At 64.8% G+C, this 12,714-nt stretch carries 15 protein-coding genes; 5 read left to right on the top strand and 10 right to left on the bottom strand.

Translation table 11 applies throughout. The features are described 5' to 3' along the window. Positions 1 to 33 precede the first annotated feature (33 nt). From HNQ39_RS05155 to HNQ39_RS05125, 7 genes are all read right to left on the bottom strand, one after another. A complete protein-coding gene (locus HNQ39_RS05155; protein ID WP_184192877.1) occupies positions 34 to 717 on the bottom strand; it encodes a putative N-acetylmannosamine-6-phosphate 2-epimerase in 684 nt (227 codons plus the stop codon). Further along, positions 681 to 1,352, bottom strand: a complete 672-nt coding sequence (locus HNQ39_RS05150) for a protein phosphatase 2C domain-containing protein (protein WP_184192876.1) — start codon at positions 1,350 to 1,352, stop codon at positions 681 to 683. Before HNQ39_RS05150 ends, HNQ39_RS05155 begins: the two co-directional genes overlap by 37 nt. 2 nt (positions 1,353 to 1,354) lie before the next feature. Beyond that, entirely contained in the window at positions 1,355 to 1,930 is a 576-nt protein-coding gene (locus tag HNQ39_RS05145; protein WP_184192875.1) for a hypothetical protein, read from the bottom strand. Positions 1,931 to 1,934: 4 nt separating this feature from the next. Beyond that, positions 1,935 to 3,320 (bottom strand): asparagine--tRNA ligase, encoded by a 1,386-nt coding sequence (asnS, locus tag HNQ39_RS05140; RefSeq protein ID WP_184192874.1) that lies wholly within the window; start codon positions 3,318 to 3,320, stop codon positions 1,935 to 1,937. A gap of 72 nt (positions 3,321 to 3,392) precedes the next feature. After that, positions 3,393 to 3,758, bottom strand: coding sequence for a competence type IV pilus major pilin ComGC (locus HNQ39_RS30235; RefSeq protein WP_184192873.1), 366 nt, complete (start codon positions 3,756 to 3,758; stop codon positions 3,393 to 3,395). Positions 3,759 to 3,912: 154 nt separating this feature from the next. Continuing rightward, positions 3,913 to 4,878 carry a DPP IV N-terminal domain-containing protein gene (locus HNQ39_RS05130; protein WP_184192872.1) on the bottom strand — a complete coding sequence of 322 codons (966 nt, stop codon included), beginning with the start codon at positions 4,876 to 4,878 and terminating at the stop codon, positions 3,913 to 3,915. Beyond that, positions 4,875 to 5,720 carry an FAD:protein FMN transferase gene (locus HNQ39_RS05125; protein WP_184192871.1) on the bottom strand — a complete coding sequence of 282 codons (846 nt, stop codon included), beginning with the start codon at positions 5,718 to 5,720 and terminating at the stop codon, positions 4,875 to 4,877. The genes HNQ39_RS05130 and HNQ39_RS05125 overlap by 4 nt, the downstream gene beginning before the upstream one ends. 61 nt (positions 5,721 to 5,781) lie before the next feature. Here HNQ39_RS05125 and HNQ39_RS05120 point away from each other — a divergent pair, with 61 nt between their 5' ends. From HNQ39_RS05120 to HNQ39_RS05110, 3 genes are read left to right on the top strand one after another with little or no spacing between them, the layout of a single operon-like run. After that, a complete protein-coding gene (locus tag HNQ39_RS05120; protein ID WP_184192870.1) occupies positions 5,782 to 6,858 on the top strand; it encodes a M23 family metallopeptidase in 1,077 nt (358 codons plus the stop codon). A gap of 20 nt (positions 6,859 to 6,878) precedes the next feature. Then, positions 6,879 to 7,196, top strand: coding sequence for an HNH endonuclease (locus tag HNQ39_RS05115; protein ID WP_184192869.1), 318 nt, complete (start codon positions 6,879 to 6,881; stop codon positions 7,194 to 7,196). 26 nt (positions 7,197 to 7,222) lie between these two features. Beyond that, a complete protein-coding gene (locus HNQ39_RS05110; protein ID WP_184192868.1) occupies positions 7,223 to 7,564 on the top strand; it encodes a DUF2500 domain-containing protein in 342 nt (113 codons plus the stop codon). Here HNQ39_RS05110 and HNQ39_RS05105 read toward each other — a convergent pair. Both HNQ39_RS05105 and HNQ39_RS05100 read right to left on the bottom strand, forming a co-directional pair. Next, positions 7,555 to 8,586: a DUF2156 domain-containing protein gene (locus HNQ39_RS05105; RefSeq protein WP_184192867.1), complete on the bottom strand. Its 1,032-nt coding sequence runs from the start codon at positions 8,584 to 8,586 to the stop codon at positions 7,555 to 7,557. The two genes, HNQ39_RS05110 and HNQ39_RS05105, sit on opposite strands and share 10 nt — an antisense overlap. An 8-nt stretch (positions 8,587 to 8,594) precedes the next feature. Then, positions 8,595 to 9,206: a hypothetical protein gene (locus tag HNQ39_RS05100; protein ID WP_184192866.1), complete on the bottom strand. Its 612-nt coding sequence runs from the start codon at positions 9,204 to 9,206 to the stop codon at positions 8,595 to 8,597. Positions 9,207 to 9,289: 83 nt separating this feature from the next. Here HNQ39_RS05100 and glmS point away from each other — a divergent pair, with 83 nt between their 5' ends. Together glmS and HNQ39_RS05090 are read left to right on the top strand one after the other, a co-directional pair. Next, positions 9,290 to 11,125, top strand: a complete 1,836-nt coding sequence (gene glmS / locus HNQ39_RS05095) for a glutamine--fructose-6-phosphate transaminase (isomerizing) (RefSeq protein ID WP_184192865.1) — start codon at positions 9,290 to 9,292, stop codon at positions 11,123 to 11,125. Positions 11,126 to 11,276: 151 nt separating this feature from the next. Next, on the top strand, positions 11,277 to 11,849 hold the full coding sequence (locus tag HNQ39_RS05090) for a DUF4126 domain-containing protein (RefSeq protein ID WP_184192864.1): 573 nt from the start codon (positions 11,277 to 11,279) through the stop codon (positions 11,847 to 11,849). Here HNQ39_RS05090 and HNQ39_RS05085 read toward each other — a convergent pair. Continuing rightward, entirely contained in the window at positions 11,833 to 12,714 is an 882-nt protein-coding gene (locus HNQ39_RS05085; RefSeq protein WP_221289815.1) for a fumarylacetoacetate hydrolase family protein, read from the bottom strand. The two genes, HNQ39_RS05090 and HNQ39_RS05085, sit on opposite strands and share 17 nt — an antisense overlap.

The raw sequence follows: 12,714 nt of genomic DNA, 5'->3' as shown, positions 1-12,714 counted from the left end.
AAAAGAGAAGCCCGCCAGTCCGGCGGGCTTTTTTTATCTCAGTGCCCGAGCGAAGCGCTCGGTGATCTGCGCCGGGCGGGTGATCGCGCCCCCCACGATCACCGCAAATGCCCCCGCATCCAGAGCCGCACGGGCGTCCTCCGGAGAGTGAATCCGCCCCTCGGCGAAGAGCGGCACGGGGAGCTTGCGGGCCGCCAGCCGCGCGACCAGCTCCAGATCGGGGCCGGGGAACTGAGGAGAATCCGGGGTGTAGCCGGAGAGCGTCGTGGAGATCGCATCAGCGCCCGCCTCGATCGCGGCAAGTGCGGCGGCCTCGTTGTCGATATCGGCCAACACAAGGCGGCCCGTCGTGTGCTTGATCGCCTGGATCAGCTCCGCGGTCGTGCCCTCGGGGTGGGGACGAAGCGTGGCATCTATCGCGATAATCTCCGCGCCCGCCTCCGCCACGGCAACGGCCTCGCGGAGCCGTGGCGTGATGTAGACCTCGTCGAAGCCGGGTACCACGACCTTCCAGAGGCCAAACAGCGGCAGCTCAGGCACCTCAGCCTTGATCGCGGCGATATCGACCGGCGTGTTTGCGCGGATCCCAACAGCGCCACCGAGCTTTGCAGCGCGCGCGAGCTTTGCCATTATCTCCGAGCCAAACAGCGGCTCCCCCTCGAGTGCCTGGCAGGAGACGATCAGCCCGCCTTGAAGCGATTCAAAAATCTTATCCACGGCGCTATTGTATCAACTCGAACCAGCACCAGCGCCAGGTCATCGTAGAAGCGCCCCGCGGGGGCGGAGGCGAGCGTCTCCAGCGCCGTGGCAGCGTCTTCGACCGACACGGCGGTGCGAACCGCTTCCGTGATGGCGAGAGGGTCGGCGTACTTAAAGAGGCCATCGCTGGCAAGCAAGAGGGTCCCCGGCTCGGTGAGCGGGAGGGTGAAGGCGACCGGCTCGGCGGCTCCGGTTCCGAGATAGGGCTTGCGCTTCTGTGCCTCGGTGAGGGCAAAGTGGCCCGCGGCGGTGATCCACCAGGCCTCGGAGTCGCCCACCGAGGCTCCGAGGATCTTGTGCGCCGTCAGGCAGAGCGCGATCAGAGTGGTCTGTCCGGCCTCAGGATGGGCCGCGAGGGCATCGTCGAGCGCCTGCACCAGCCCACGCCAGTAGCGCGCCTCACGTCGGATCAGCGCCGCTCCCTCCAGCTCGACCGTCTCGATTGCAAGCTGGGCTGCCTCCCCGCCTCCGGGCTGGCCCCCGACTCCATCTGCAAGTGCGAGGACGAGCGCCTGTGGGGTTGCCTGGAGTACCAGCGCCCGGTCCTCAGACTCCGCTCGGTAGCTGGCCTGCCGCGTGGCGATCGTAAACACGGTTAGCGCTCAGGGCGCCCGGTCGCCTCGCTGGCACTGGCCTCGACCACCAGGGAGATGGGGGTGGGTTTCTTATCCTGGCGCGGCCCCGTGGCGGGGTCCGAGAAGCGGGCGACAACCAGCGGCTTGCCAAAGGGCACACGCCGTGTCGACTGCACCGACTCCGTCCCCACGCGCCGCCCTCCTCCCACCCGAAACGCCTTCGCTTCAAAGACCAGCTGGACCTCGCTCGGGCTCCCATGGAGCGTGCCTGCCAGCTCGCAGGCCCCGTTGCCCAGGTTTACCGCCAGTGCTTCTTTATTGGTCAGCAGCAAGGTCTTCTTCTCCAGCACCTCGCGGCGACTGCCCGGCCCCAAGCGCACCAGAAGCAGCTCAAGCTGGTAGCGCAGCGGGCGAACATCAGCCAGCTTGGCGAGCTGTGCCACGAGCTCCACCGCCTCTTTCTCCCCCTGGACCGTCAGCCGCATCTTTTTATCGTCGGGGAGGAGCACATTGATCCCCTGGGGCTTCTTCAGCTCCGCGACAAACTTTGAGGGGAGCAAGAACTGGAAGCTCACGCTGCGGATGAGGGTCTGCATGGGCTTAGAAGTCCGCGCTACCGGGGGTTCGTGGGAAGGGGATCACATCGCGGATGTTCTTCATTCCCGTGAGGTAGAGCACCAAGCGCTCTAGCCCGAGCCCAAAGCCCGCGTGGGGTGCGGAGCCGTACTTGCGCAGCTCCAGGTACCACCAGTAGGCCTCCTCGGGGAGCTCCTGCTTGCGGATCTTGTCGATCAGTACATCGTAGCGCTCCTCGCGCTGGCTCCCCCCGATAATCTCCCCAATCCGCGGCGCGAGCACGTCCATCGCCCGGACCGTTTTTTCATCGTCGTTGAGGCGCATGTAGAACGCCTTGATCTCCTTGGGGTAGTCCGTGACAATCACAGGGCGCTGGAAGACCTCGTCGGTCAGGTAGCGCTCGTGCTCGGACTGGAGATCACAGCCCCAGAAGACGGGAAACTCGAACTTGTGGCTCTTGGCGGCTTTTTCAAGCTGCTGGATCGCCTCGGTGTAAGTAACTTGGGCAAAGGTGCTCGTCGCCACTTTCTCCAGAGTCGGCAGGACATTCTCGTCGATGCGCTTAGTGAAGAACTCCAGATCGGCGGCGCAGGTATCGAGGACGTGCTGGATGACGTACTTTAGAAACGCCTCGGCGAGGGCTTTGTTGCCTTCCAGGTCACAGAAGGCCATCTCGGGCTCGATCATCCAGAACTCGGCGAGGTGGCGCGGGGTGTTGGAGTTCTCCGCTCGAAACGTCGGGCCAAAGGTGTAGCAGTTGGTGAAGGCCAGCGCAAAGATCTCCGCCTCCAGCTGCCCCGAGACCGTCAGGTGCGCTTGCTTGCCAAAGAAGTCCTCTTTGAAGTCGATGCCGCCCGCCTCGGTGCGGGGGAGGTTCTGCAGGTCTAGTGTGGTGACCCCAAACATCGCGCCCGCCCCCTCGGCATCGCTCGTGGTGATGATCGGGGTGTGGACATAGAGGAAGCCGCGCTCTTGGAAGAACTTATGGATCGCCCAGGAGACCGCGTTGCGTACCCGGAAGACTGCGCCAAAGGTGTTGGAGCGGACACGCAGGTGGGCCTGCTCGCGCAGAAACTCAAAGGTGTGGCGCTTGGGCTGCAGCGGGTAGGTGGCGGAGTCGGCGGGGCCAAGGACGGTAATCTCCTTTGCCTGAAGCTCCACGGCCTGTCCCGAGCCCGGCGAGGCGACCAGCTCTCCTGCAATCGAAAGACAGGCCCCCGTGGTCACGCCCTCAGGAACCACGCTCGGGTCGGCGACCACTTGGAGGTCTGCAAAACAGGAACCGTCGGAGAGCTGAATAAAAGAGACTCCCTTGCCAGAGCGGACGGTTTTAACCCAGCCACGGGCGACGACAGCGCTGCCGACGGGCTGGGTGAAGAGATCACGAAGATACTGCCCAGGTTCTACCATGGGCTCAGGATACCATACGACAAAGGGCGGCGAAACCGAAGTCTCGCCGCCCCTTACTTAGCTCGATAAAACCTACGGCAGGACGTGAGCGACGGCAGCGGCCGTACCGATGGAGCAGGTGGGGTCGGTGCCCAGGTTGCCGATCGTGTAGGTGCCGCTCGATGCACAGGTGGGAGTACCGCCCTTGATGTAGGTGGTGGTACCCGCGCCACAGAGCACGGACAGAGCGGGCATGGTGGAGCCCTGTGCCAGCTTGTAGTCCATGGCGTACTGCTCCTTGGCGGAGTCGATCTGCTTCAGGTTGGCAACACAAGCACGAGCACGAGCGGACTCACGAGCACGGACAAAGTTGGGGACAGCGATCGCGACCAGGATACCGATAATCAGGACAACGATCATAATTTCAACAAGCGTAAACGCGCGGCGAAGAGATTTCATTTTTTCTCCTAATGGCTCGGGGAGTGTTTCAGGGCTCCTCCGATTAGTTCTCCCACAGGACTGGGATACATAAGAATTATGGAAATCTCTACGCTTATTCTTCAGGGGGAAAAACCCAGTAATTCTTTGGGTTTTCCCACCACTTAAAAGAGCGCTAGCGCTTGCTGCGTAGCTGTCGTCCTCGCTTCACCGCCCGGGTATCCGGGTTGGTCTCGGGGTCGTAGGAGTTGCTCAGGCGGGTGGTCTGGCCCGTGCTCAAGTTCAGCCGGTAGATATCCGAGTCCACATCCCGATCGCTATCGAACATCAGGAACGCACCATCGGGGGTATAGACCGGGAAGCCATCCTCACCGCTACCACCACTGGTGAGCTGCTGCAGATCGCCCGAGCCATCGGTGCGCACCTGGAAGATCTTGAACTTGCCTCCGTCCCGATTCGACGCAAAGGCAACCCAGCGGCCATCGGGGGAGAAGCTCGGGGAGTCATCTGTCGCGACATTCTGGGTGAGCCGAACGAGATCGCCGCCGTCGGAGGCGCGGATGGAGTAGATATCCGTGTTCTCCGTCGAGGTCGGAGTGGCGGCGAAGACAAGCCGGGAGCTATCCGCGGACCATGCGGGGGTCTGCTCCGCCGCCGCGGTGTTGGTCAGCCGCTTTACCTCCCCCGTTGCCAAGATCATCACGTAGATCTCATCGTTGCCATCCCGGTTGCTCACAAACGCCACTCGGGTGCCGTCGGGGGAGTAGGCCGGATCGGCCTCAAAGCCCGCGCTCTCGGTGAGCTGCTCCAGCTGCGTGCCATCGGTGCGCATCAGAAAGAGCCGGTACTGCTTGCTGTAGGTCGCGGCCCGGTCCGACGTGAAGATAATCCACTGACGGTCCGCCGAGAGGGTCGGCTGGAAGTCGAAGGCGCTCGTGTTGGTGAGTTGCTGGACATTGGTGCCATCGCCGTTCATCCGGTAGATATCGCCATTGCGGGTGTAGACCACCCGGAAGCCCGCCGCCGGATCGCCCGACCCACCGCCACTCTCCTTCGTGGTCCCCCCACCACCGCCACAGCCCGCTAGAGCCAGTGTTGTCAGTCCTAGCAGCGCCACCGCTGCCCGCATTCGCATCTTCATTTCATCTCTCCTGTGTTGCCTAAAGTAACGTCTTCGGGCAGAAACGTGTGACAGCCGGGCCAGGCTCCCTCGCCACGCACCAAGAGAGCAGTCGAGAGCGCATCGGCCTGTGTCGCAGTGGGGGCGATTACCGCGGCCCAGGCACGGGCCCCGACCGGCCAGCCCGTGCGGGGATCGAGGACGTGGCCGTAGCGCCGCTCTCCAAAGACCGCCCACCGCCCCGACGGTGCCGAGACTCCTAGGCTCTGGTTGCTCAGGGTCAGGGTCGGTCCTCCCCCAATCTGCACCTTCCAGCCCTCTCCCAGCGCCACGACCGACGATGTCCCGCCATGCAGCAGTGCCCGTGTCACTCCGGCCTCTTCCAGGATATCGCGGGCACGGTCCAGTGCCCAGCCTTTTCCAATCGCCCCCGGGTCGAGCCGAAGCCCCTCCCGCGCGAGTGTGATCGAGTTGGTCTCGTGGTCGAGCAGGACCCCTTGCCATCCCGTCCGTGCGAGCGCCTGGGCGACGCTCTCGTCCGTGGGCTCCTCGCTGCCACGCCAGAGCGCGATCAGAGCCCCAATTGTCGGGTCAAACGCCCCCGCGGTCTGCTCGGTCAGCGCGCGGGCCTCCTCCAGAAACGCCAGGGTCGTGGGACGAACCCGCACCGGCCCCTTCCCTGCCAGTGCATTGACCGCCCAGAGCTCGCTCTCGGGGTCGTAGGCAGAGAGCTGACGCTCGACCGCCTCGATCTCCGCCAGAGCCTCCTCGCCCGCCGCGACCAAGCGCTCCTCCGAGTCGCCCTCCAGCACGAGCTCAAAGCGGCAGCGCATGGCCTCGGTCGCGAGCAGAACGGTCTTCATGGGGGGATTGTACCCCCTTCAAAGCGGTACAATACGGACACCCTTTCTCTGTTGCCTTCTTATGCCTGAGCCTCTTCTTCCCCCCATCCCCCCCTACACCAAGCAGCACCTGCCCACGGAGCGGGTGACGATCCCCATGGTCTTTCCGGTGATCAACCCCACGCGCTGGCGCTCTAGCTACAACGAGGACTGGGGCTCACACCGGCACACGGGCTGTGACCTGATCGCCCCCAAGCTCTCGCCCGTGGTCGCACCGTTCGCAGGGGTGCTGGGCTTCAAGCCCCAGACCTTTTGGATTGTCCGCGAGGATGGCTGGGGGTGCTTGGGGACGCACCTCAACGACGATACCCCGGGCACCAACGACAACAAGGCGCACTTGGATTTCATGTTCGCGCCCAATCTCGTCCCAGGGGAGCGGGTGCGGGAGGGGCAGCTGATCGGCTATGTCGGCGATAGCGGGGATGCCGATGGCCCGCACCTGCACTTTGAGCTCCACGGCCCCGAGGGCATGCGCGACCCTGCCCCGTCGCTGAAAGTGGCACGGCGGCTCCGTGCTCCCCTCCCCCTTCTCCCGCCCGAACCCAATCGCCTTGAGGGCTGCGTGCGTCGCTTCGCTGCCAAAACACGCCGCCTTACCGTCCTGCCTCTCACGGAGCCGCGCTACAAGACCCTCGTCCTGAGCGAGACAGCCCTGGCCCAGCTGGGGGGAGAGGCGGGGCTTGCCGCGCTGGAGCGCAGCCGTGTCGTGAGCCTCACGGTCGAGAAGCAGCGGGTCGAGCGCGCCACCCTCGTCCCAGCAGGCGCACGCTCTGCTACCGAGAGTGGTCAGCCGCTCGTCCGGCTCAGCGGCTCCAGCCTGAGCCCGGACGCCACCCTCACCCGCTGCGCCACCGCCGAGCTCGCCCAGTTTACCAAGCTGTCGTCGCCGCGCTGGATCCGCACGGGGAGCATGGCGCTCGGGCCGCTCCGCATGCGCGGAACCAAGCTCAAGCAGGCCGCGATCCTAGGACTCTCGGGTGCGCCTGCCAGCCTCTTTTCCCAGGAGGTTGTTCAGGAGGCCCTTCGCTACAGCGGCTTCACGCGCTTTGGCGGGGCCGTGGGCAGTGGGCGCATAATCCTCATCCTTGCCGACGGCTAGCCCTCGTGCGATAGAGAGGCATGGGGAAACACCACAAAAAGGCCGTGCGGGCAGCGTTTCGGGAGGCGGTCTTTGCCCGGGATGGCCACTGCTGCCGTGTCTGCGGGCGGAGCGATACCGCGCTGGATGCCCACCATATCTCCGACCGCACGACCCTGCCCGGCGGTGGCTATGTCAAAGAGAACGGCATCAGCCTCTGTGCTCTGTGCCACCGGCTCGCCGAGCAGCTCTGGGAGACAGGAGTTGCGGCACCGGGCTTCTCCCCCGACCAGCTCTACGCCTTGATTGGCTCGTCGTACGCACAAGCGCTCCATGCGGCAGAGAGAGCGGCAACTTAGTTGGGCCCTGCGGGTCTCTCATGGGCATGAATACGATCCATACAGGCTCACTGATTCTTCTGGGCTGTGTCGCGCTCACGGCGCTCCTGACTTTTCTGATCGCCAGCTACCTGCGGGTGTGGCGCAAGCCCCTGATCCGGTGCACCGCGACCGTCATGGAGAAGCGTACTGCCTCGATGTACCATGGGGTCGGCTGCTTTGTGACCTTTGCCTTTGAGGGCGGCCTCCAAGAGGAGCTCGCGGTGGACACGGAGATCTACTCGGCGCTCCAGGTCGGGCAGGTGGGGCCGCTCACCCGGCGGGGGACACGTGTCCTGAGCTTTGAGCCGCAGGCCCAGGCGCAGCGAAACACCAACGCTCAGCGCTGACGGAGCCAGCGCCACTCTTGGCGGACGGCCTTGAACAAGCCACGCGTTATGGTTGAGAGGGGCGAGCGGTCGGCGAAGGCGGCGGCGATCGCCCAGAGGGTGCGCGGCGAGAAGCGCGGCTCGTTGGCGATAGCGTAGATCGGCTCCCAGCCGCTTGGGGAGAACTTGGCCTTGAACGCCTCCAGCCCCCCAAAGTTATAAAAACGCTGCCCGTGTGCCCGCACCCAGCCGAGGGTAAAACGCAACCAGAGCGGGTTGTAGAGCGCGGGGTCCCAGGTGCCCGAGGAGAGCGGGACGAGGCCCATGGTCGCGTACTGGGCACCGTCGGCAGCGATGGCCCGTAGCGCCGCATCCAGCATCAGCTCCACGGTCCCATTGGGTGCCCCCCTCCCCCGCACAAACTGCTCCGTGAGCCAGCCCTGGCGTGCGGGAATGGGCGCGAGGGTGACAAACCCCAGAGGCGAGCCCCCCTGCTCCGCGACAAAGACCCGCTTGTCGGTGAGCGCCGCGAGGGTCTGGGGCTCGACCAGGAAGTGCATCGACGGCAGGGGCTTGCGGGCCAGCCACTCGCCCAGCACCCGCGCCAGTTCGGGGTGGCTCTCCGCCTCGGTCACGGGCCACTCGCGGACGGTGACCCCTTTGTTTCTAGCGCGGGAGAGCTGCGCCCGTAGCGACGGTCGCCAGTTCGGGAGCGCTTGTGGGTTCCAGACCGGCTGCGCCCCCAGCACGACCACCGAGTGCCCCGCCAGCTCCGAGAGCAGAGAGAACACCCGCCCCGCCGCCCCAAAGTAGCAGACCTGCTCCCCCGCGTGCGCAGCCTCCTGCGCAAACGCCGCCAGCACCGCCGCGAGCCGAGCTTCGTCGCAGACCGGTGCCCCCGCCACTACCCGCACCCCGGCCCTTGTGACATAGCCAATGACAGCATCGCCCTCGGGGGAGAACCAGTGCACGATCCCCGGATTCACGATCTGGTAGGCCGTGGCGTTCCAGGCGTACTGGCGGAGCAGGGAGTAGAGGCTCAAGTCCCTCCTTAGTACCCGGAACGCGGCCCCGGCGTATAGCCCGGCGGTAAAAGAAACATGCTGTCAGGAAGGTTCGGGTTGATCACCACCTGGGAGTAGGTTGTCTGCGAGATATCCTTGCCCCCGTCGCGCTCATTTCGGACACGGTAGATCAGACGATCCGGGCCAATGTAGAGCCGTGTTATCTGAGTCGGCCAGCCATTACTCCCTAGGCTCAGACCGCTCACGATATCTCCACGGACAACATCACAGGTGACCGCCCCCAGTCGCTCGGTTCCTAGGTACTTGAGATAGGCCAGCTCCTCCGAGTGGAGCTCGGGCCAGCCCTCAAGGTAGGGCAGGAGGTTCCTGAGCGTGGTGGAGCTAAAGGGGCTCTTGACATAGGTCTTCTTCAGCGTGTCTAGCTGAATATCGCGCCCCTGGTTGGAGAGCGCGATAATCCGCCTATCGGCTTGCAGGGAGCGGTAGGCGAGCGGACGCTTAAAGTCGAGGTGGCCCTGCACCTTACGCGCCGGAGTCTCTAAGAGAGTGTCCAGAGAGAGGGACTGAATCGACCTTCCTCGCTGGGCAACGGCCTCTAATAGCGTCACTGCCTTGGGATCAATAGATCTCTGTCGCATCGAGATTTTCCTTTTATAGACTTCAGACGATCCCCAAAGAAAGTGGGTTCCGGGCAGGGGTGGGCACGATACAATAAAAGCCTATGTGTGGAATTACCGGCTATGTGGGACCGCGCCCCGGCGTGCGGACAGTGATTGAGATGCTGCGGCGCCTTGAGTACCGTGGCTACGACTCCGCAGGGGTGGCGGTGGCCTCCGAGGGCGATGTCCAGATCGTCAAGGCGGCGGGCAAGCTCGCGGTACTGGAGTCGCAGCTCCAGGACCACTGGGAGACCCACGGTGCCTCGATCGCCCACACGCGCTGGGCGACCCACGGCGGCCCGACCACGCCCAATGCCCACCCGCACTTCTCCCACGACGGCAAGATCGCGCTGATCCACAATGGGATTATTGAGAACTACCAAGAGCTCCGCGCCGAGCTGCTCGCCGAGGGCTTTGTCTTTGCATCCGAGACCGACACCGAGGTCATGGTGCATCTCGTGGACCGGGCGTTCCGCAAGCTCGGGGGGATGGAGGCCGCGATCCGCGAGGCGCTGACCCTGGTGACGGGCGCGTACTCGATTGCGGTGTGCGCGTCGCACGAGCCCGAGACCCTCTACTGCGCCAAGACCGCCTCGCCGCTGATCCTCGGGCTGGGCGAGGGCGAGAACTTCCTGGCCTCCGACATTCCCGCCGTCATGCGCTACACCCGGCGCGTGGTCGTGCTCGAAGACGGCGACTTTGCCAAGCTGACCCCCGAGGGTGTGACCCTCACCAGCCTCACAGGCGCTGCCATCCACCGGGAGCCGTTTCAGGTCACCTGGGACGAGCAGACGGCGGAGAAGGGTGGCTTTCCCCACTTCATGCTCAAGGAGATCCACGAGCAGCCGCGTGCGCTGGCCGACACGCTCCGGGGCCGCCTCACGGAGAGCGACCGGGTCTTCATCCCCGAGCTCGACGGCTTCACCAAGGAGCAGCTCGCGGGCTTTACGCATATCCACATTGTCGCCTGTGGCACGGCCTACCACGCGGGCATGGTCGCCAAGCGCTTCTTTGAGAACCTGCTCCGTCGCCCGGTCGAGGTGAGTGTGGCCTCGGAGTTTCGCTACGCCGACCCGCTCGTGAGCCCCCAGACCCTCTGCTTCATCATCTCCCAGTCGGGCGAGACCGCCGATACGCTGGCCGCCCTGCGCGAGGCCAAGCGCCTTGGAGCGACCATTGTCTCAGTAGTCAATGTCGTGGGCTCGTCGATTGCCCGCGAGAGCCATGCCTGTGTCTACACCCAGGCCGGCCCCGAGATCTGTGTGGCGAGCACGAAGGCCTATGTCACCCAGCTCATGGTGCTGTATCTGATCGGCCTGCACCTCGCCGCGGTTGAGGAGCGCCTCACCGACGAAGCCCACGCCGACTTTGTCCGCGATCTCGTGGCCCTCCCGGATGCGGTGGAGAGCGTGATCGGCAACGCGCTTCTCGTGGAGGACCTCGCCGCCCAGCTCGCGGACCGCAGTGTCTTCTTCTATCTCGGGCGCGGCTACGACTTCGCGGTGGCGCTGGAGGCGGCGCTGAAGCTAAAAGAGATCAGCTACCTCCACGCCGAGGCCTATGCCGCCGGGGAGCTCAAGCACGGCCCGCTCGCGCTGATCGAGCCAGGGGTGATCGTGGTCTGCCTCGCGACCCAGCCGGCGGTCTTTGAGAAGATGCTCAGCAATATCAAGGAAGTGGCCGCACGCGGCGGGACGGTCGTGGGCGTGGTCTACGAAGGCGAGCACCGCCTCGACTCCAGCACCGACCACCTCCTCAGAATCCCCCAAGTTCGCCCCGAGCTCGCCCCCATTGTCTCGATTGTCCCCATGCAGCTCCTGGCCTACCTCATCGCCAAGCAGCGCGGCTGTGAGATCGACATGCCCCGGAACCTAGCGAAGAGCGTCACGGTCGAATAGCTATGGGTGGATTAGCGTGGACGGAAATCGTCCCGCTATGGGGCCTTCGGCCGCCTCCTCGTGCCTCGTCGGTAAAATCTGAGCGAAGCGAACGGCGGAGGCACGACGCCCCATAGCCCCACGTTTACCGTGCGGGACGGGGAGGGGAAACATGGGTGGATTAGCGACCTTGGGCATGGCGCTGGGGAGTGCGTGGGTCTCAGGGATCAATTTATACGCGACCGTGGCGACTCTGGGGCTCTTGGGACGCTTTGCCCATCTGACCCTGCCCGGCGACCTGACGATCCTCACGAGCTGGTGGGTGATCGGGGTGGCGCTCGTGCTCTACGTGGTCGAGTTTATCGCCGATAAGATTCCCGTGGTGGACCATGCCTGGGATGCGATCCACACGTTTCTGCGGGTTCCTGCCGGGGCAGTTCTCGCGGCGGGCGCCTTTGGGCACTTCGATCCGACTATCAAAACCATCGCGTTTCTGATTGGGGGGACGATTGCCCTCTCCAGCCACGGTGCCAAGGCCGCAGCGCGCCCCGCGATCAATGCAGCGCCCGGTGCGGGTGCCCTCGTGAGCCTTGCGGAAGACGGTGTCGCCATTGGCACCGCCTCCCTGGCCGCGTTCTACCCCGCCGCCGCGATTGTGGTGGTCGTGGTCGGCGTGGGCATCTCGCTGTTTCTCTTCTCGCGGATTCGCAAGGCGCTTCTGGGGCTGTTTAAGAAGCCGGGCTAACCGCGCTCCGCAGCACCCCGATGCCGTCGATCTCCACCTCGACCATGTCCCCGACCACCAGCGGCCCCACTCCCGGCGGGGTTCCTGTGGCGATCACGTCGCCGGGCTCCAGCGCAAACCAGGTCGAGAGGTAGGCGATCAGCTTGGGGATCGAGTGGATCATCTGGCCTGTGGTGCCGTCTTGCTTGGTCTCGCCGTTCACGCGCAGCTGCACTCGAATCTCGGAGGGATCGGGGAGCTCGTCGGCGGTGACCAGGTGCGGCCCAAGCGGCCCGAAGGTATCGAGGCTCTTGGCCAGAAACCACGGGTGCCCCTTGCTCTGGAGCGCCTTGGACTTCTCGCGGGCCGTCACATCGTTGAAGCAGCTATAGGCCACCACGCAGCCCATGGCCTCGCTCTCGGGGATGTTCTTGCCGCCCTTGCCCAGCACCACCAGCAGCTCGCCCTCGTAGTCCACACGCCCGATGCCGTCGGGAACCAGAATCTCCTGGTCCGGCCCGATCACGCTCTGGGATGCCTTGAGAAAGACCACGGGCTCATCGGGGACCGCGTTGCCCAGCTCCTTGGCGTGCTCAGCGTAGTTGCGGCCGATAGCGAGGATGCGATTGGGCTTGGGGATCGGCGCGTGGCGTGGTGCAAACGGCGGAAGGAGCAAGTCTTCAAGTTGCCCCGTCTCCAGCAGAACCGAGAGCGCCCGCTCCAGCCGCGTGCTGAGTGCTGCGGCCTCACACGCCGCCTCAAACGGGGTCGCCGGCGCAGGAGCCGTGTCCCCCGCCGCCGCCAGCGCCGCCACCACGGGAAGGAGCTGCTCTTCGTCGCCGTAGGTCACGGCCAGCCGATTGTCCGAAAGAAGTGCCAGTTTCAT

Origin of the sequence: Armatimonas rosea, from assembly GCF_014202505.1 — a bacterium.
In the GTDB taxonomy this organism is placed as follows: domain Bacteria; phylum Armatimonadota; class Armatimonadia; order Armatimonadales; family Armatimonadaceae; genus Armatimonas; species Armatimonas rosea.
This window is presented reverse-complemented; position numbering and strand designations above follow the sequence as displayed.